Annotated in this window: 13 protein-coding genes and 2 pseudogenes; 9 read left to right on the forward strand and 6 right to left on the reverse strand. The window is 60.0% G+C overall.

Going from position 1 to position 18,410, the window contains the following annotated elements:
• Together HMPREF2993_RS12040 and gndA are read right to left on the reverse strand one after the other, a co-directional pair.
• Positions 1 to 1,046 (reverse strand): HNH endonuclease signature motif containing protein (locus HMPREF2993_RS12040; RefSeq protein ID WP_070702625.1); only part of this gene is annotated, 1,046 nt, incomplete at its 3' end.
• A 114-nt stretch (positions 1,047 to 1,160) separates the two neighbouring features.
• Positions 1,161 to 2,618 (reverse strand): NADP-dependent phosphogluconate dehydrogenase, encoded by a 1,458-nt coding sequence (gndA, locus tag HMPREF2993_RS12045; protein ID WP_070512758.1) that lies wholly within the window; start codon positions 2,616 to 2,618, stop codon positions 1,161 to 1,163.
• A 43-nt stretch (positions 2,619 to 2,661) separates the two neighbouring features.
• Here gndA and HMPREF2993_RS12050 point away from each other — a divergent pair, with 43 nt between their 5' ends.
• Positions 2,662 to 3,108: a PaaI family thioesterase gene (locus tag HMPREF2993_RS12050; RefSeq protein ID WP_049154649.1), complete on the forward strand. Its 447-nt coding sequence runs from the start codon at positions 2,662 to 2,664 to the stop codon at positions 3,106 to 3,108.
• A 3-nt stretch (positions 3,109 to 3,111) separates the two neighbouring features.
• Here the strand turns inward: HMPREF2993_RS12050 and corA are convergent, their stop codons facing one another.
• Complete coding sequence (gene corA / locus HMPREF2993_RS12055) at positions 3,112 to 4,185, reverse strand: magnesium/cobalt transporter CorA (protein ID WP_070702571.1); 1,074 nt, start codon at positions 4,183 to 4,185, stop codon at positions 3,112 to 3,114.
• An 83-nt stretch (positions 4,186 to 4,268) separates the two neighbouring features.
• Here corA and HMPREF2993_RS12060 point away from each other — a divergent pair, with 83 nt between their 5' ends.
• Positions 4,269 to 4,871, forward strand: coding sequence for a class I SAM-dependent methyltransferase (locus HMPREF2993_RS12060; protein WP_070702573.1), 603 nt, complete (start codon positions 4,269 to 4,271; stop codon positions 4,869 to 4,871).
• A gap of 17 nt (positions 4,872 to 4,888) precedes the next feature.
• Here the strand turns inward: HMPREF2993_RS12060 and thiD are convergent.
• A pseudogene (gene thiD / locus HMPREF2993_RS12065) lies at positions 4,889 to 5,704 on the reverse strand (bifunctional hydroxymethylpyrimidine kinase/phosphomethylpyrimidine kinase); the annotation flags it as partial.
• A 97-nt stretch (positions 5,705 to 5,801) separates the two neighbouring features.
• Positions 5,802 to 7,145 carry an NAD(P)/FAD-dependent oxidoreductase gene (locus HMPREF2993_RS12070; RefSeq protein ID WP_070702575.1) on the reverse strand — a complete coding sequence of 448 codons (1,344 nt, stop codon included), beginning with the start codon at positions 7,143 to 7,145 and terminating at the stop codon, positions 5,802 to 5,804.
• Positions 7,146 to 7,331: 186 nt separating this feature from the next.
• On the opposite strand from HMPREF2993_RS12070, the gene HMPREF2993_RS12075 reads away from it, so the two are divergent.
• The 6 genes and pseudogenes from HMPREF2993_RS12075 to HMPREF2993_RS12100 all read left to right on the forward strand — a co-directional run bounded on the left by HMPREF2993_RS12075 (position 7,332) and on the right by HMPREF2993_RS12100 (position 14,125).
• Positions 7,332 to 8,624: a class I SAM-dependent methyltransferase gene (locus HMPREF2993_RS12075; protein ID WP_070702577.1), complete on the forward strand. Its 1,293-nt coding sequence runs from the start codon at positions 7,332 to 7,334 to the stop codon at positions 8,622 to 8,624.
• 58 nt (positions 8,625 to 8,682) lie between these two features.
• Positions 8,683 to 9,405: a glycerophosphodiester phosphodiesterase gene (locus tag HMPREF2993_RS12080; protein WP_070512744.1), complete on the forward strand. Its 723-nt coding sequence runs from the start codon at positions 8,683 to 8,685 to the stop codon at positions 9,403 to 9,405.
• Between the two features lie 234 nt (positions 9,406 to 9,639).
• A pseudogene (locus HMPREF2993_RS12085) lies at positions 9,640 to 10,614 on the forward strand (carbohydrate ABC transporter permease).
• Positions 10,615 to 11,586 carry a carbohydrate ABC transporter permease gene (locus HMPREF2993_RS12090; protein WP_046649374.1) on the forward strand — a complete coding sequence of 324 codons (972 nt, stop codon included), beginning with the start codon at positions 10,615 to 10,617 and terminating at the stop codon, positions 11,584 to 11,586.
• Between the two features lie 71 nt (positions 11,587 to 11,657).
• Positions 11,658 to 12,968, forward strand: coding sequence for an ABC transporter substrate-binding protein (locus HMPREF2993_RS12095; RefSeq protein ID WP_070512741.1), 1,311 nt, complete (start codon positions 11,658 to 11,660; stop codon positions 12,966 to 12,968).
• Between the two features lie 26 nt (positions 12,969 to 12,994).
• On the forward strand, positions 12,995 to 14,125 hold the full coding sequence (locus HMPREF2993_RS12100) for an ABC transporter ATP-binding protein (RefSeq protein ID WP_049154656.1): 1,131 nt from the start codon (positions 12,995 to 12,997) through the stop codon (positions 14,123 to 14,125).
• Positions 14,126 to 14,195: 70 nt separating this feature from the next.
• On the opposite strand, the gene HMPREF2993_RS12105 is transcribed toward HMPREF2993_RS12100, so the two are convergent.
• On the reverse strand, positions 14,196 to 17,117 hold the full coding sequence (locus HMPREF2993_RS12105; protein WP_070702579.1) for an FAD-binding and (Fe-S)-binding domain-containing protein: 2,922 nt from the start codon (positions 17,115 to 17,117) through the stop codon (positions 14,196 to 14,198).
• Positions 17,118 to 17,226: 109 nt separating this feature from the next.
• Here HMPREF2993_RS12105 and HMPREF2993_RS12110 point away from each other — a divergent pair, with 109 nt between their 5' ends.
• Entirely contained in the window at positions 17,227 to 18,204 is a 978-nt protein-coding gene (locus HMPREF2993_RS12110) for a bile acid:sodium symporter family protein (protein ID WP_070702581.1), read from the forward strand.
• The last annotated feature ends 206 nt before the right edge of the window (positions 18,205 to 18,410 follow it).

Raw genomic sequence — 18,410 nt, forward strand, 5'->3', positions numbered from 1 at the left:
AGTCTGGCTAGTGCTTCTTGGTATTCCGGCATTGCGGTAATCGGTGCACCCCACGGTGGGATGAAGCTAACCCCGGTATTAAGCCGGTACATGTAGCCGCGCCCAGTAGGCCTTTGTGGGTCATCGTCGTTGATGCCGTTGTGGTAGGCGCACAGGAAAGTGAGGTTTTTAATGTTGGTGTAGCCACCCGCCTGCCACGGCACTAAATGATGGACTTGGCAGTAATCAGCTGGTTTATTACAGCCTGGTCTTGAGCAGGTGTGGAATTCCGCGTGGAGGGTCAGGCGCTGGTTGAGGTTTGCTCCGCGCTCGAGCCGCCAGGTGTTGATGGGTCCTTCGACAGGGTGGATGATGGTGGCGTAGCCGATTTCGGCAAACTTGTGGGTGAGGAATTCAGCGCCTGTCATGCGCGCGCCGTTGGTGAGGTTGAGTTCGATCTCGTCCCCGTTGCCGTTGATGATCTGGTCCAACTCGTTCAACGTGACGATGACTTGGGTGCGCACGGCAGGCTTGGTGCCGGTGGCTTGGGTGAAGAAGACGTCGTTGGCGGCTTGAAGCAGATCGGTGTTGTTGGTGGATTCTAAGACTGCGCGCATGTTGGCAATCGTGGTGGCGTCATCGGTAATGGAGAGTGTGTTAGGGCCTTGCTCTCGGTAGGTGATGCGCACACCTGGTTTCGCGGTTCTTTTACGTGTGAGTTCTTTCAGCCGCGCGGTAGCAACGGTGGGGATGCGGTGTGCTGGTGTGGCGGCGAGTTTGGCTCTAAGGTTCCACGCATCCAGGGTTTTCTTGACCTTCGACACGTAGGTTTCGATGAGTGTGAGGGTGCTCAGGCTGTGGCGTTGTTGAAGGGCGGCAGCGCGTGCCTTTTTCTGTTTGCCGGTAAAGCGGGTGGGGCCGAAGTACACCTGGTTAAGGCCGGCAAGCTCTGTGGCGTCGGCTGGGTCGGCGCCGAGCGCGCGGAGCTCGTCGGGTGTGCCAGGTATGTGTTCCACCAGCGCAATCCCCGAGTTGCGGAGGCGGAGGTAGGTTTCAATATCCCCCATGGGCACGAAGATTAAACCAGCACCGTGTACCCCGCAACCGGAAGAAGAAAACTCCTGGTTAGAGGGGTAGTGGGGCTGGTGCGAGAAAAGCCCCTCAGGTGAGGGGCTTGGCAGCTACATCTCGGTGAGTGAGCGGTCACCCGACCATTCGATATGGAAGGTGCCCTCGCGGTCCACGCGCTTGAAGGTGTGGGCGCCGAAGAAATCGCGCTGGCCCTGAATCAAGGCCGCAGGGAGGCGCTCGGCGCGCAGGCTGTCGTAGTAGGACAAAGAAGAAGCAAACACGGGTACCGGCAGCCCCAGCTGGGTGGCAGCCACAACGACGCGACGCCACGGGTCAATCAGGTTTTCCAGCTCACCCTTGAAGTACGGGTCCAGAATGAGGGCCGGAAGGTCGGCGTTATTGTCATAAGCCTCACGGATACGGTCGAGGAACTTCGCGCGAATGATGCAGCCGCCACGCCAGATGGTGGCCAAGTCGCGCGGGTCGACGTTCCAGCCGAACTCGTCCGAACCAGCCTTGATCTCATCAAAGCCCTGAGAATAGGCAATGAGCTTTGCGGCATAGAGCGCACGGCGAACGTCCTCGACGAACTCCGCCTTGTTCACGTTGAGCTCGGTGATCGTACCGGAGGGCAGCTGCCCCTCTTGGGCGGCGGCGCGCTGCGCGGTGGCCGAGGAGAGCGCACGCGCGAACACGGATTCCGCAATGCCGGTGATGGGGACGCCAAGCTCGAGGCCGTTAATGGCAGTCCAGCGGCCGGTGCCCTTCTGGCCGGCGGCGTCCACGATGACGTCGACAAGCGGGGCACCAGTGTCAGGATCGGTTTGCGCCAGCACCTCGGCGGTGATCTCAATGAGGTAGGAGTCCAGGTCGCCGGCATTCCACTCGCGGAAGACCTCAGCGATTTCAGCCGGTTCCATGCCCGCGCCATAGCGAAGGAGCTGGTAGGCCTCGCCGATGACCTGCATGTCGGCGTACTCAATGCCGTTGTGCACCATCTTCACGAAGTGCCCCGCACCATCCGGGCCGATGTGAGTGACACACGGCGTGCCGTCCACCTCAGCAGCGATGGACTCCAGGATCGGCCCCAGAGTTTCCCAGGACTCGGCCGGACCGCCGGGCATAATGGATGGGCCGTTGAGCGCGCCTTCCTCGCCACCGGAGATGCCCGCGCCGACGAAGTGACGGCCCTGAGCTGCGACCTCCTTCTCGCGGCGAATGGTGTCCGTGAACAAGGCATTGCCACCGTCGATGATGATGTCGCCCTCATCCATGGCCTCGGCGAGCTGGTTAATGACGGCGTCGGTAGCCGCGCCCGCCTGCACCATGATGATTGCCTTACGTGGGCGCTCCAAGGAGGCCACGAAGTCCTCAACGGTCTCGGAAGGGATGAAGGTTCCTTCATCACCATGCTCGCTGATAAGCGCGCGCGTCTTCTCCGGGCTGCGGTTGTAGACCGCGACGGTGTTTCCGTTGCGGGCGAAGTTGCGCGCGAGGTTGGAGCCCATGACGGCTAGGCCCACAACACCAATCTGAGCGAGATCTGTCTTTTCAGCAGTTTGAGTCATGTCAACCATCCTACGTCACCGAAATCCACTAACCTGGTGTGGCATGAAACACTCTGAAATCTTCGAAAAGCTCGTAGCAGTATCCCAGGCACGGCCGCTTAACGCCGAGGAACTGCAGCTCATCAATTCTCACCCGCAGGGCCTAGCCGGGCTCATTGGTTTGCGTTTCACGCACATCTCCGCTGATGAGATTCGCTCTGAGGTTGACGTTGTTCCGGATCACCACCAGCCCTGGGGCGTGGCGAATGGAGGGCTTTTCTGCACGATTACGGAGTCCACCGCATCTGTGGGCAGCCTGATCCTTGCGGGCAAGCCGGTTGTGGGCGTGAACAACAACACAGATTTCCTCAAGCCCGTTGCCGAAGGCACCGTCACGGCTGTCGCTACGCCGCTGTACAAGGGCCGCCGCACGCAGCTGTGGGAAGTGAAAATCAGCCAGGGCGATGTACTCCTCGCTGCTTCCACGTTGCGCACCATGGTGGTGCAATAATCCCTACAACCAGTTGTTGCGCCGGAACCACCACCACATTCCGGCCACCACCAAGATCATGAGGCCAATTGCCCCGTAATAGCCCCATGCGAAATGCAGCTCCGGCATGATGTCGAAGTTCATTCCATAGATACCTGCTACAAGTGTTGGCGCTGCCCACATGCCAACCACCGCGGAGATCGTGCGCATGTCGGAGTTCTGCTGCATGCTGATCTTGGCCACGGAGGCGTCGATAAGCGAGGTCAAGCGCTCATCGAACCCCGACACGTGGTCCTGGACCACCAGCTGGTGGTCGTTGACGTCCCGGATATAGGAACGAATCGTCTTCGGAATGAGATCCTTGTGGTCCGCTACCATCGCCCGCAACGCTGGGGAAAGCGGCACGATGGCGTGCTTCATCTCCAAGATTTCGCGCTTGAACATGTAGATACGGTCGATGTTGGGCAGCGAATTCGGGGTGAAGATTTCTTCTTCTAATTCGTCGACCTCGATAGCGATGAGGCGGCAAATCTCCGAATAGCGGTCCACCATCATGTCCAGGATCTTCCACGCCAGCGAAATGGGGCCCTGCTCGACGAGGTCTTGCTCATCTTGGATCACATAGGCGAGATTAGGCAGCTTGGCGGAGTGGCGCACCGTGATAATGAACGTGGCACCAATGATCATCTGGATTTCACCAGTGGAGATAATTTGGCGTTTATCGGCGACCTCGTCGTGGTCGCGGTAGTTCACCGACCGTGCCACCACGAAGAGCTGGTCGTCGTAGCGCTCCAGCTTGGGACGCTGGTGCGCCTGGACGACGTCCTCGACGATGAGCTCGTGGATGCGGAATTCAGCCGCTACCTTCGTCATCTGAGATTCGAGCGGCTCGTGCAGGCCTACCCACACGAAGCCGCGGCCGTATTCTTCCACGGTTTGCAGCGCGCTGTGCGGGGTGAATTCACCGGGCAGCGCCTCACCGTCGATGAACACTCGGCAGTGTTCAATGGCACGCTCGACGGGCACGGAAAAACTCGGCGTACTATTGCCGGCAGTGTTTTTCTTGCGTGGCTTGAATGGTGACGGTACAGATGGCATCGTGTCTCAGCCTCCTTCGCTTCGTATAGGCGTTTTATCAGAGCGGCTAAATCTTACACCTCTAAAGGCCTATACTCGTTGTCATGCCTACCTGGAAAGAAGTAACTGCCGCGAACCCCTCCCATTCCCACAACTTTGCACGGAAATGGAAGACGCTGCGGGCCCAGGGTAAGGATATCGACGGGGAAGCCCGGCTTATCGACGCTATGAGTGAACGCCACTCCCGCGTCCTCGACGCCGGCTGCGGTTCCGGACGGCTCGGCGGCGAGTTGGCCAAGCGCGGGCATACCGTAGTGGGCGTGGACGTCGACCCGATTTTGATTGAGCACGCGGTGAATGATTATCCGGAGGCCCGCTGGGAGGTAGGTGACCTTTCGGAAGAGGAAATCCCGGAGGGCAACTTCGACATCGCCGTGGCTGCGGGCAACGTCATGACTTTTATCGCCAACGAAGGGCGCGAGGCGGCCTTGCGCAACGTGTTTAACGCGCTTCGCCTCGGCGGCCGCTTCGTCGTCGGTTTCGGCGAGGGCCGCGGCTGGGGCTTTGAGGAGTTCCTCGAACTGGCCCGCGCGGTGGGCTACCGAGTCGATTTCATTTTCTCCTCGTGGGACATGAAGGTCTTTAAAGAGAACTCCACCTTCATGGTGGCCGTGCTTACTCGTCCAGGTGCCGATCTGCTGGGCTAACTTTGTTTCTCCGCAGCCAGGCGCCGGAGCCGGTGGCCGTGGTCAACGGGCCCGTGTCCGTGTCCGACGTGAAGCGCATCGGCATGCTCAATCGCCTCGTGGAGCCACTCGGTGGCCCAAACCAGTGCTTCGTCGAGGGATTCGCCCGCGCCCAAACGCGCCGCTAGGGCTGAGGACAGCGAGCAGCCCGTGCCGTGCGTGTTCTTCGTATCAATCCGCGGGCAGGGCACGCGCGTGATATCGCCGGAAGGACTTACGGTCGCGTTATCGGCCTCGGCACCATCGAGGTGACCGCCCTTGACTACGACCCACGTGTCATTCTCGCGGGCCCAGGTGGTTGCGACAGAGAGAGCGTCATCAAAGGTGCGCGGTTCTGCTACGCCCGCGAGGACAGCGAGTTCCGGCAGGTTGGGTGTGACCACGGTCGCGCGGCGCGCCAGCTCCCGTACGGCGCGCTCCGCTTCCGGCTCGAGCAGGCGGTCACCGCTGGAGGCGACCATGACCGGATCACAGACCACCGGCACTCCCGCGGGGAGGGAAGCGATGAAGTCGCTCACCGTTTCGGTGATAGCGACGGATCCCAGCATGCCGATCTTGACGGCGTCGATAGTCACGTCGTCCTTGACGCTTGCCAGCTGCTCACGCAGAAACTCCACCGGTGGTGTGTGGATAGCCCGCACGCCCTGCGTATTCTGCGCAACCAGGGCGGTCACCACGGCCATGCCGTAGGCCCCAGCGGCCTCAAAGGACTTGAGGTCGGCGTGAATACCAGCGCCGCCCGTCGGATCGGTGCCGGCGATGCTGAGGACACGGGGCAGCGCAGGTTGGCTCACGGTTTCTCCTTAAGCTTGGCTATTCTTTCGTCTACCGTACATGGCTAAAGAAAAAGGAGAGAGGAAATTTCCTCTCTCCTTATAAGACGCGTAAGACCTAGTGGAGGTCGCGGTCAATCACGTTGCGAGCAACGCGCTGCTGCTGGGTGATCTCCAGGTTACCGCGGTCGCGCGAGAAGGCGTTGAGCAGCCAGTGCAGCGCAACGAGGGTGCGGCTGCGGAAGCCAACGATGTAGAAGATGTGCAGTCCGAGCCAGGAGATCCAGGCCGGGAAGCCAGCGAACTCGGTCTTGCCCAGCTTGACCACTGCGTTGAAGCGGGAAATGACGGCCATGGAGCCCTTGTCGAAGTACTCAAACGGCTCGGCCTCGTTAGCGGTGGACTCCTCATCAATCTTGGCCTCGATGAGCTTGCCCACGTGGTTGCCGCCCTGGATGGCCACCTGGGCCACACCCGGAAGGCGGTTGAGGGAAACCATGTCGCCGACGATGTAGACGTTCTTGTACTCACCAACCGTGAGGTCCTCGTTGACGGAGACGCGGCCGGCCCGGTCTGCCTCCACGCCTGCCTGGTCGGCAATAAGCTTGCCCAGCGGGGAAGCGGCGACACCTGCAGACCAGATCTTGGTCGCGGCCTCGATGGTGACCTCTTCCTCGGTCTTCATGTTCTTGTAGGTGACGGCGTCAGCGGTGACGTCGGTAACCATGGCGTTGAGGCGCACGTCAACACCCAGCTTCTCCAGGGTGCGCTGAGCCTTGCGGCCGAGGCGCTTGCCAAACGGAGGAAGCACCTGCGGCGCACCATCCAGGAGGTAAATCTTGGCGGAGGAGGAACCAAAGTTGGAGTAGGTGCCAGCGAAGGTGCGCTGGGCCAGCTCGGCGATCTGGCCGGTGAGCTCAACGCCAGTCGGGCCAGCGCCGACGATGACGAAGGTCAGTAGCTTTTCACGCTTGGCAGGATCCTCTTCCAACTCAGCCTTCTCGAAGGCGGAGATGATGCGGGAGCGGATCTCGAGGGCGTCGTCAAGCGTCTTCATGCCCGGCGCGTGCTCGGCAAAGTGGTCGTTGCCGAAGTAGGACTGGCCAGCGCCGGCGGCGACGATGAGGGAGTCGTAGCCGTAGGTGCGAACAGCGCCGTCAAGTTCTGCGGAGACGGTCTGTTCCTTGATATTGATGTCAGTGACTTCGCCGTTGACGAAGTTGACGTTGTCCTGATGGCGCAGGAGCTGACGCGTGGACGGGGCGATTTCGCCGGCGGAAATGACGCCGGTGGCTACCTGGTAGAGCATCGGCTGGAAGAGGTGGTGGTTCTTCTTGTCGATGAGGGTGATCTCAACATCCGCGTTCTTGAGCTTCTTAACGGCGTTGATGCCGCCGAAGCCGGCACCGATAACAACGACGTGGTGGCGGCCGTTACTAGGGCGGTGGGGAGTTTGCGCCATGGTGATTGAATACCTTCCTGAAGAAAGCTTGATTATTTTACCCGAGTCAGTCTAAACCTTTCTAGCGGTACATGCATACTTTATGGGTTATTAACTGGCTTTTTGGGCCGCGCCTCCACCTCTTCGTGGCCCGCTGGTTTTACTCTAAGTAAATACGTGTGTGCGATGAGGAAGGCTGGCTAGAGCGTGTATTCCCACTTGGCATCGATTGACGCTGCGACGTGGCCCGGCGTAGCAACCGTGCCCTCACCGCGTTTGCTGCGCTTTACGGGCGGCCGGACTGAAGCGGAGTTTGCGCAGGCCTGCGCCAAAGCAGGGGTGGAGCTGGAAGGCGAGGAGCCGGATCTGGCTGTGCTTCACGACGCTCTCTTTTCCCGCATCGCCGACTCGGGCTGGCTGGGCCTGGCTGAGTCTTATATGGCAGGGGAGTGGACGACGCCCGATTCCGATCGCTTGGTCAAGGTTCTCCTGCGGCTGTTGGGGGTGGGGTATCGGCCGAAAGCGAAGGAGCTGGCGGTCGAGACTTCGAGTCCCGGCGAGCTACCCCTCGATGTGGTGAAGCTGTACGCGGGTGACTCCTTGAGCCATTCGGGCGGAATTTTCGCTAGCGGCGTTCCCACCACGGTGCGCGAGGCGGTCCGCAGCTATAGCGCGCGGATGGGGAGCAAGGAACCCAAGGAGCACTTCGTCGATGTGACGAGCGTGACCGAGCCTACGCACACGGACCGCGAGGACTTGGGTGATGCACAGCGCCGCGCTGCACAGTGGCTTCTCGATGCCACCCGCACCGGCGCCGGCACACACCTTCTGGTGTACCCGGCGACTGGGCTGCAGGTAGCAGTACAAGCCGTTGCCCGGCGCGCCACCGTTGACGTCCTTACGGGCGACACAGAGCAGCAGGCGCTGTTCGACGAACAACTGCTTCTCGAAGGCGCCGCCGACTCTGTCCATGTGCAGGGCATCGAAACGGCGTTGCCCAATCCGAAGAAGTGGCGCGGGCGCTATGACGCGATTGTCAGCGTGGAGAAGCTAGAGACGCTATCGCCCCCCGAGCGCCGGCGCTACGTACAGATGCTGGATCGCTCGCTGGTCAGCGGTGGGCGTGTGGCTGTGGCCTCGTTGTTCGCCACCGACGCGATGACCCCGGCCGCTCGGTCTGCGATTCAGGTTCTGCGCGCCTATATTTGGCCCGGATTAGACTATCCGACGATCGAGGAGACACACCGACTCTTTGATAGGCGTTCCAACCTGCGCATCATCGCTCAGACCCACACCGGAAGCCACTACCTGGAAACGCTTCGCTACCAGCGCAGTTTCTTCGATGGGCGGCGCCGCGAAGCGGCGGCAGCGGGCTTCGACCAGGTTTTCCGCCGCCTCTGGACCTTCCAGTTCGCTCTCCGCGAGGCGCTGTTCACCTTAGGAATGCTGGATGCCGTGCACGTGGTGGCGACGCACCGCAACCGCGGAGGCCGCCGTTAGCGGTCTACACTGGGCGGCGCCAGAAGCACAACCACTTTGCGGCCCGGAGGGAAAGAACATGGCAGACCGCACAGGAATTATCGCGCACCGAGGGTATAACGGATGGTTCCCGGAGAATACGTACCGTGCCTTCGAGGAGGCTCTCAAGCTTGAGGTGGCCGGTGTGGAGTGCGACGTCAACCTGACCAAGGACGGGGAGGTAGTGGTTATCCACGACCAGACTGTGGATAGGACGTCGGACGGCACAGGCTCTGTCGGTGACATGACACTGGAGGAGCTGCGCACACTCAACTTTGGTACCGACGAGGATCCCCAACGCATTCTGCTTCTCGACGAACTGGTGGACCTCATCGAGTCATACCCCGGAAAGCAGCTGCTCATCGAGACGAAGCACCCGTCTCCTTTCGGGGCGCGACTCGAAGAGTCGGTGGCCGAAGTCCTACGCAACCGACATCTCGATGCCGATCCACGGTTCAGTCTGATTTCCTTTAACCCTGAAGCAATTGCGCGATTTCGAAACCTATTGCCATCCCTGCGCTCCTTTCTTCTTTTGGAACCGGATGCGGGACTACCAGATTCCCTCGAGGGCGCTTCGGGCTTCGGGCCTTCCATTCGCCAGGCGCGGTTGGACGCTGACTTCTTTGCAGACGTCGACAGTCACTCCTACGTATGGACGGTGAACTTACCGAAGGACATGGAGTGGTGCCGTAACAATGGGATAGAGCTCATGGCAACGGACTTGCCAGAGCTAGCACTCGACGTTGTGCGCTCGGCGAGTTAGCGCCAAGCTACGCCCGTGGCCGTTGTGTTCATCCCCGAAAAGGTCTAGCTGGAAAGATGGTGGCGCTTTCTTGCCCGGGAGTTTCTATGGAGTTCTTTCTCCCGTGCTTTGTGTGACGTACCCCACGCACAGGGAGGGCTTTTGGGGGCTAGGCTCCTGGAATTTTCTTTTTGTTTATTCAATCAAAACGTTGAGTAAACCTTCTGTTTACTGCCTTGGTCTAGTTTCTTCTGCATGGCAAAAACCATCCCCGCGAGCGGGCGAACGGCTGCGATCCCTCCTGTTAACGAGAAGCCGATCGTCTCCGAGGAGTACGCGCGCCACCCACGCAAGCGAAAGCTTGACTGGCGCCAGATCGGCCTAGCGGCATTGCTGATTGGCCCGAACCTTCTCCTTCTCATTCTTTTCACCTATCGACCACTGGTCGATAACATCCGCATCTCTTTCTTTAACTGGAATATTTCATCGCCGACGATGACTTTTGTCGGTCTGCAGAACTACATCGACTGGTTCTAGGCGCCAGATACTGGACGCGTGGTGTTCAACACTGTCGTCTTCACCTTCTTCGCGGTGGTCGGTTCGATGGTTCTGGGGCTAGCGCTGGCATTGCTTCTGGATCAGAAACTGTTTGGCCGTGCGGCTGTGCGCTCAATGGTTTTCGCGCCCTATGTCATCGCTGGCGCGGCGATTGGCGTTGCCTTTCAGTTCGTCTTCGATCCTAACTACGGGCTCATTCAATACTTTTTGGGTCTTCTCGGGGTCGATGTGCCGAACTTCTACCAGCAGCAGAACTGGGCACTGTTCATGATTACGGTGACCTACGTGTGGAAGAACGTGGGCTACGTTTTCGTCATCTATCTTGCTGCCCTGCAGGGGCGCCGCCGCGATCTCGATGAGGCCTCTGAGATTGACGGCACTCCGGCCGTGCGACATTTCTTCCGCGTGGTCCTGCCACAGCTTCGCGGTACCACGTTTTTCCTGTTAATCACTGTGCTGCTCAATTCCTTCCAGGTCTTCGACATCATCAACGCGATGACCGGCGGTGGACCGTTTGGTTACGGAACCTCCACGATGGTTTTCCAGGTGTACCAAGAGACGTTCATCAACAACCGTGCCGGCTATGGCGCTGCCGTGGCCACCATCATGTTCCTCGTCGTGCTTGTCATTACGGTGCTGCAGATCAAGTTGCAGGAAAGGATGGATAAGTAAATGTCCGAAAAACGCGCGATTCCGGCTTCTATCAAGGTAGGGCTCCCGCAAGCGAAAGGAGAGCTGCCGCCGGTTCCTGGTTCGCAGTCCCTCGCAGCACCAGTCATCACCGAGGCCCAGCGCAAGCGTAAAGGTGAGCCGGTTGATCACGGTCATCCAGCAACGAAGGTCGTCGGCTACATTGCCTTGGTACTGACAGTGCTGATGATTATGGTGCCGCTGTACTTCATCTTCATCACCAGCTTTAAGTCTTTCCAGGATGTGTATTCGGATCCGATTTCCTTCTGGCCTAATCCTTTTAAGGCAGAAAACTATTCCTATGTCTGGCAGACTTCTGGCTTTTCGAGCTACCTGAGAAACTCCATCATCATCACGCTGATTCTCACGGTGGTGGAGGTAGTCCTCGGAGTGCTGACTGCCTATGCCTTCGCATTCATTCGCTTCCCCGGCCGGAATCTGCTGTTCTTGCTCATCATCGCCTCGCTGATGGTGCCCAACCAGATCACCATTATTTCCAATTACTCGCTGGTTGCGTCATGGGGTTGGAGAGACACCTACGCCGGAGTCATCATCCCGTTGGCGGGCGTGGCGTTCGGTGCCTTCCTCATGCGCAATCACTTCCAATCATTGCCCCCGGAGATTCTCGAGGCCGCGCGCATGGACGGGGCAGGATTCTTCACAACCTTGTTCCGAGTGGTCCTGCCCATGTCGTGGCCAACGCTGTCCGCGTTCGTCCTGATCACCGTGGTCAATGAGTGGAACCAATACCTGTGGCCTTTCCTGATTACGGATACACCGGCTGCAGCCACCCTTCCGGTGGGCCTAACCCGCTTGCAGGACGCGGAAGGCGTGACCAACTGGGCGCCGGTGATGGCCGGCACCGTGCTGACAACCCTGCCCATGATCATCATCTTCCTCATACTCCAGAAGCCGATGATTAAGGGCCTGACTGCTGGAGCAGTCAAGGGCTAGCCTGCCTGCTATCCCGACGCCCAACTCGAACAAGTCCCCTGAACTCTTCACTTCTCAAGGAGAACCTCCCCATGTCTCGTAAGATTTCTACTCGTATCGTTGCCGCCTGCGCGGCACTTCTCACCACAGCGTCCTTGACCGCCTGTGCAGGTGGTTCGACCACCGCAGGGAACGACTCAAAGGACGGCGGAGACGCCAACACCATCACCTTCTGGTCCAACCACCCGGGTTCTTCCCGTGACATAGAGCAAGAGCTCATTGATGAGTTCGAGAAGGAGAACCCAGATCTGAAGGTCGAACTGGTTACCGCAGGTTCCAACTACGAGGAAGTTGCACAGCGCTTCAACGCTGCCCTCGCAGGTGGCGACCTTCCCGACGTCCTCGTTGCTTCTGACGTCACGTGGTTCAACTTCGCGCTGAATGAGGCCACGACGCCGCTCGATGAGCTGTGGGAGATGAACGACATTGACTATGAGGGCTACGTCGACACCCTGCGCGAAGACTACAACTACAAGGACAAGCACTACGGCGTTCCGTACTCCCGCTCCACGAACCTGATGTACTGGAACACCGATGACCTCAAGGCAGCTGGACTTCCTACCGACCGTGGCCCGAAGGACTGGGAAGAGTTCGACGAGTGGGCCACCAAGATCAAGGACAAGCTCGACAAGCCGGCCGTCACCGTTCCGGATGGATCCAACTACCTCGACTGGTACTTCCAGGGCATGATTTGGGCCTTCGGTGGCTCTTACTCTGATGAGTGGGAACCGAACTTTACGTCGAAGGAGTCCATCGAGGCTGGCAAGTTCTTGCAGGACCAGGTCAAGGCCGGTCACATCGAAATCTCCACTGACCCGACCGTAGCCTTCGGCTCTGGCAAGGCCTCTGGACTGCTGGAGTCCACTGGTTCTCTGGGCGGCCTGAAGGAGACGGCGACGATTCCATTCATCACCACCTACCTGCCAGGCCCTGGTCCTTCGGCAGCCACCGGTGGTGCTGGTCTGGCAGTGCCGGCTGGAATCTCTGACGAGCGCAAGGCTAACGCGGTCAAGTTCATTGACTTCCTGACGAACACCGAGAACACCATCAAGTTCTCCCAGAAGACGGGTTACATGCCGGTGCGCAAGGACGCCCTGGATGATCCGGAGGAGAAGAAGTTCTTGGAGGAGAACCCGAACGCCCAGACGGCAATCGAGCAGCTCAACGAGAACACCAAGCCGCAGGATTACGCTCGCGTCTTCGTGCCGGGCGGCGGACAGCGCATCGGTGGTGTTCTCGACCGCATCACTGTGGGCAATGAGGATGTGGAGTCCGCATTCGGCGACCTGCAGAAGGAGACGCAGAGCGTTATCGACCGCGACATCACCCCGAAGCTCAAGTAACACTTCGGATCGTTTGAAAGGACACCATGGCTACTGTTGAATTCCGTCAGGCTTCCAGGATTTATGACCCGAAAAAGCCACCGGCGGTCAGCCGCATTAACCTCGATATCAAGGACGGCGAGTTTCTAGTACTCGTCGGACCGTCTGGTTGCGGCAAGTCCACGACATTGCGCATGCTTGCTGGCCTTGAGCCAATCGACGAAGGCCAGATCTTCATCGACGGGGCCGACGTTACCGAGACCCGCTCGCGGGACCGCGATGTAGCCATGGTGTTCCAGTCCTATGCGCTGTACCCCAACATGACAGCACGTCAGAACATGGCGTTTGCATTGCAAAATGCCAAGGTGGATAAGGCAACCATCGAAGAGCGCGTGAGCTTCGCTGCGAAAATGCTGGAGCTGGAGGACCTTATCGATCGCAAGCCCTCCGCAATGTCGGGTGGCCAGCGCCAGCGTGTGGCCATGGGGCGCGCTATCGTGCGCCAGCCCAAGGTCTTTCTCATGGATGAGCCCCTCTCCAACCTGGATGCGAAGCTCCGCGTATCCACGCGTGCGCAGATCCTTCAACTGCAGCGCGAGCTTAACACCACCACGGTCTATGTCACCCACGACCAAACTGAGGCAATGACCATGGGGGATCGCGTGTGTGTCCTCAAACAGGGCATTATTCAGCAGGTCGCCCCACCTAAAACACTGTATGAGAACCCCGGTAATTCCTTCGTCGCGACGTTCATCGGTTCGCCGGCTATGACTCTCATCGACAACGTCCCCTTCGTTGACGGTCGCGTCGTCAGCGGCAAAGACCAGGCGCTGGACTACTACATGCCACAGGAACAGGCCGCGAAGGTGGGAGCGGATCACGTCCTCGTTGGTGTGCGCCCAGAGAACTGGGAAATCATCGGCGTCAACCAACCAGGTGAAGAGTATGGGATACCGGTTAGGGTCGATATCGTGGAGCACTTAGGCTCCGAGCTGTACGTCTATGGTGGTCGCGAAGAGTCGGCCAATGACGGGACCGTGGTCCGCGGTGACCGCATCACGGTGAAGGTGCCGCGCGGCATTGACGTGCACCAAGGCGACACGATCTACCTTCGCCCGATGAAGGGCGGGTGCGTGTTTTTCGCCCCGGACACCGAAATCAATTACGACTATCTCTAACCCGGCTCCACCACATCTGTTGCGCCGGTGGCAGAGCTCCCGCCGAGGAGTATTGCCACCGGCGCGTTGCTTATGGAGTGACGACCGGACGGGAGGCCCGCTCCAACAGCACTGCGATTGATTCATAGGTCCGCCCGGAGATCATCTCCAGGCCCATCTCGCAGGTGCGGTTATCGGAGACGAAGGCGTCGAAGTGCTCCGCGTCGAGAGAAGCGCGTTCTTCGCGCGTGGCGGACTCGACGAGCTCCGGGTGCAGCATGACGCGGTCACCGGCGGAGCCACAGCACATCGCGCCCTCTGGGACTTTGGCAGAACCGCAGAGGTTCGCCAGGTCAACCAGGGCCTGGCTCATGCCCATGTGGTCAGTCGAGCAAGTTGGGTGGACTGCGATGGAGCCCATGTTTTTCACGATGGGCAGGTGCGGGGCGATTTCATCACGGAGCCATTCCACGACATCGAGGATGCGCAGATCCTCCCAAAGCTTGCGGTCGGCAGGGGAGAGCACCTCAGGAACCGAATCGAGCAACCCGTGGGTGCAGCTGGCAGCATCGACCACGATGGGCAGCTGGCCGTGCTCCGACCAGTGCCAGAGGTCGCGCACAATCTTTTGAGCTTGGTACTCAAACCCTTCCTTGTAGCCCTTGGAGGACCACGGTGTGCCACAGCAATCGCCGGCGACATCCTCGGGGATCCACACCGGCTGGCCAGCCCGGCGTCCCAGTTCCACGATGGCGCGCGGGAGATCGACCGAATCCTTAGCCGCTCCGGCTGGGCGGCCGAAGATGCGGTTGATGCAGGCAGGGAAGTAGAGCGCGCCAGCGCCCTCGCGCGGGGTTTCCGGCAGACGCGATGCGGCCTGCGGAAGCGGCCCCGGGACGGTGGGCAGCAAGTCCGGTGCTACCACGTTACGTGCCATGTTGGCGCCCAGCTCGAGGGGCTTGTGGGGAATCTTGTTGGCGGAGATGATGCCAGCGCGGGCAAGCCTTTCCACCAACTCCCAACGCTGTGCCGTCGTCAGTGCCACCTTCTCGCGGGCCGGGGTGGCCTGCTGGGCGCGCAGCTGCTTCATCACTGCGCCGGTGTCGATGCTAATCGGGCAGGGGATAGAGCAGGTGCCGTCGGCGGCGCACATGTCGACGGCGTCGTACTGATACTCCTTCTGCAGCTGCGCCAAGACCTCCGAGCCTTCTTCCTGCCGGGCCATCTCGCGGCGCAGCACGATGCGCTGGCGCGGGGTCACCGTGGCGTGGCGGGAGGGGCAGACAGGCTCACAGAAACCGCATTCCACACACGGGTTGATCTCTTCCTCGACCTTGGGGAAGGACTTGAAGTTGCGCAGGTGGATGGTTTGGTCCCGGGTGAGCTTCACGTTCGGTGCCAGGATGCTCTTGGGATCGATCATGTTCTTGACTTCCCAGAACAGCTCGAAGGCCTCCGTGCCCCACTCGTGCTCCAGGAAGGGGGCCATGTTCACGCCGGTACCGTGCTCGGCCTTCATCGAGCCCTGGTACTTATCAATGACCAGCTCGGCTAAATCATCCAAGAACGCGGCATAGGATTCGCGCTCCTCCTCAACATCGAAGCGCGGGGTAAAGAAGAAGTGCAGGTTGCCAAAAGCAGCGTGACCCATAACCGATTCCGGGTAACCATACTTGGCCTGCAAGTCCAACAGGTCCGCTGCGGCTTCGCCAACCTGAGAAGGCGGGAAGCAGACATCCTCGGTAATGTACGCCGTGCCGTTCGGACGGTCCGCGCCCAGCAGGCCGTACAGGCCGTTGCGCAGCTCCCACGCTCCGCGCATACCTTCTGCGGTGGTGAGGAATTCGAGGGGGCGCAGTAGTGGGGCGTCGGCAAGCACGGTGCGTAGGCGATCCATGGCCTTGTCCAAGTCTGCCTCGTCGCTGCCGCCGACCTCGACGAGGAGTGCTGCGGCGTCATCATCGAGGTTGCGCCACGATTCCGGCGCGTGCGCATAGTGCTCGGCCGAGCGGCGCATGACCGGGGCAACCAGAAGCTCGCAGGCTTCCGCGCCGGTCTCCATGATGGGGTGCACGTAGTTTGCGGCATCGCGGAGGTTGGGCAGCTCGACCCAGGTCGTGGCCTTCACGCGCGGAAGCTTCACCGTGCGGATGACGGATTCCGTGATGGCACCGAAGATGCCCTCGGAGCCGATGAGCAGGCGCTTAAGGATGTGCACGGGTTCGTCTTCATCGAGGAAGGCATCAATTCGCAGTCCATTGGTGTTGCGAATAGAGAACTTAGTGCGCAGGAACTTCACCATCTCGGTGTTGGCGCGCAGCTTATCGCGGAAGGCCAGCAGATCAGCGTGGAGCTTCGGCTCCTGCTTGCGGAAGGCCTCGTCCCCACGAGACGTATCCACGATGGTGCCGGAGGGCAAGACGAAGATGAGCTCTTCGATGCTGTGGTAGCTATCGCGCTCCAAGGAGCAGCGCATGCCGCCGGAGTTATCGGCCAGCACGCCACCGATGGTGCACACGGACGTGGATCCCGGGTCCGGCCCCAGCATGAAGCCATGGCGGGAGAGTACTGCCTGGGCATCGCCCAAGATGACGCCGGGGCGCGACCACAGCTTGCGGCCTTCTTCGCGCACTTCCATGCCGCCGAAGTGGGTCTTGACATCGACGAGGATGTCATCGCCCATGGCCTGGCCGTTCAGGGACGTTCCTGCTGCGCGGAAGGTCATGTGGCGACCGTGAGAATCGCAGTACTTCATGAGCGCAGCGAGGTCCGCTGCGTTGCGCGGGGAAACCACGATGTTCGGGATGGATCGGTAGGGGCCGGCATCAGAGGAAAAGCGCACGAGGTCGCTGAGCCGGCCGTGCACGTTCTCTTGACCGACGATGGCTTCCATGTCCGCAACCAGCTCGGCGGGGGAGCCGTGGCGGTAGCGCTCGGAAACGGCGTCGGCCTGGCTGGTAGCGCCGGCCGGGCGTGAGAAACGAGAGGAATCGGGGCTTAGTAGCTTGGACATATTTCTAATCTATCGCTTGACAGTAAATCTCGACCAAACCGGGTACGTGAGGTTCATCATATGGGATACTCAATTCATATAGTGAGACATATTCTGGAAAGGAAACACTATGACGAACCCGCGCACAGAAGGGGAGACTGGCGAGAAACTCGCCGTCTACATCTTTCCCATCGTTATTGTTGCCTGCGCCATTGTCGCCTTTTTGAGCCCCAGCACCTTTGAGCCGGTGGGGCAGTACACCTCGCAATTGCTTATGGTCATCATGTTTTCCATGGGGCTTACCCTGACGATTCCGGACCTGGCCCTGGTGGCGAAGCGCCCATTGCCCATCTTCTTGGGCGTTCTCTGTCAGTTTGCCATCATGCCGACGAGTGCCGTGCTCGTGGCTAAACTGCTAGGGCTTTCCGACGCCGCCACCGTCGGCCTCATCCTTCTCGGGTCGGTCCCCGGCGGTACGGCCTCCAACGTGATGGCCTACCTGGCCAAGGGTGATGTGGCGCTGTCGGTGGCGATGACCTCGGTATCCACGCTGGTCTCGCCGATCATGACGCCGTTGCTCATGCTGTGGTTGGCGGGGCAAACCGCGGAGGTCGATGGTGCTGGCATGATGTGGTCGCTGGTCCAGACCGTCCTCATCCCGGTAGGCCTGGGTCTGCTGCTGCGCGTGATTGCTAGCAAGGCGGTAGACAAGGTGCTGCCGGCTTTGCCGTGGGTGGCCATCGCAGGCATCGGCGGCGTGGTCACAGCGGTGGTGTCGAAATCGCAAGATAAGCTGATCACCGTTGGTCTCGTCGTGTTTATCGGCGTGGCTATCCAGAACCTCATCGGATTCCTCTTTGGCTACTACATGGCCAAGCTAGCCCGCCAGCGCGAGGCAGCGGCGCGCACCACGGCAATTGAGGTGGCGACCCAGAACTCGGGGCTTGCTTCGGCATTGGCCTTGCAGTTCTTTAGCCCAGAGGCGGCGCTGCCGGGTGTGGTTGCTGCAGTGTGGGCCAACGTCACTGGCGCAGTCTTCTCCGCCATCGTGCGCCGCAAGCCCATCGAGGACGAGGCGGAATCCAGTAAAACTGCGGTTTCTGTGTAGAAGGTTGCCCATCCGGGCAACTAGCTCCGCATAGGTGGTTGGCACATGTTTGCCGGCCACCTTTTCTGTTTGTGCAGACCTGGAAGTGCATTCATGCAGGTGGTCGTCGTCAAGCGCCCAGGCAGTGCTTTGCGACGACCAGCGAGTCTGTACTTCCAGGTCTGCACTTTTGAAGGCGGCGGGGCACGGTGCGACAAAAAATCTCC

It is taken from the genome of Corynebacterium sp. HMSC068G04 (genome assembly GCF_001814885.1).
Lineage (GTDB): Bacteria > Actinomycetota > Actinomycetes > Mycobacteriales > Mycobacteriaceae > Corynebacterium > Corynebacterium hiratae.

What these genes read in the sequence shown, in the direction of transcription:
- gndA (WP_070512758.1), bottom strand. Translation starts at nt 2,618, where the DNA reads ATGACTCAAACTGCTGAAAAGACAGATCTCGCTCAGATTGGTGTTGTG.
- HMPREF2993_RS12050 (WP_049154649.1), top strand. Translation starts at nt 2,662, where the DNA reads ATGAAACACTCTGAAATCTTCGAAAAGCTCGTAGCAGTATCCCAGGCA.
- corA (WP_070702571.1), bottom strand. Translation starts at nt 4,185, where the DNA reads ATGCCATCTGTACCGTCACCATTCAAGCCACGCAAGAAAAACACTGCC.
- HMPREF2993_RS12060 (WP_070702573.1), top strand. Translation starts at nt 4,269, where the DNA reads ATGCCTACCTGGAAAGAAGTAACTGCCGCGAACCCCTCCCATTCCCAC.
- HMPREF2993_RS12070 (WP_070702575.1), bottom strand. Translation starts at nt 7,145, where the DNA reads ATGGCGCAAACTCCCCACCGCCCTAGTAACGGCCGCCACCACGTCGTT.
- HMPREF2993_RS12080 (WP_070512744.1), top strand. Translation starts at nt 8,683, where the DNA reads ATGGCAGACCGCACAGGAATTATCGCGCACCGAGGGTATAACGGATGG.
- HMPREF2993_RS12090 (WP_046649374.1), top strand. Translation starts at nt 10,615, where the DNA reads ATGTCCGAAAAACGCGCGATTCCGGCTTCTATCAAGGTAGGGCTCCCG.
- HMPREF2993_RS12095 (WP_070512741.1), top strand. Translation starts at nt 11,658, where the DNA reads ATGTCTCGTAAGATTTCTACTCGTATCGTTGCCGCCTGCGCGGCACTT.
- HMPREF2993_RS12100 (WP_049154656.1), top strand. Translation starts at nt 12,995, where the DNA reads ATGGCTACTGTTGAATTCCGTCAGGCTTCCAGGATTTATGACCCGAAA.
- HMPREF2993_RS12105 (WP_070702579.1), bottom strand. Translation starts at nt 17,117, where the DNA reads ATGTCCAAGCTACTAAGCCCCGATTCCTCTCGTTTCTCACGCCCGGCC.
- HMPREF2993_RS12110 (WP_070702581.1), top strand. Translation starts at nt 17,227, where the DNA reads ATGACGAACCCGCGCACAGAAGGGGAGACTGGCGAGAAACTCGCCGTC.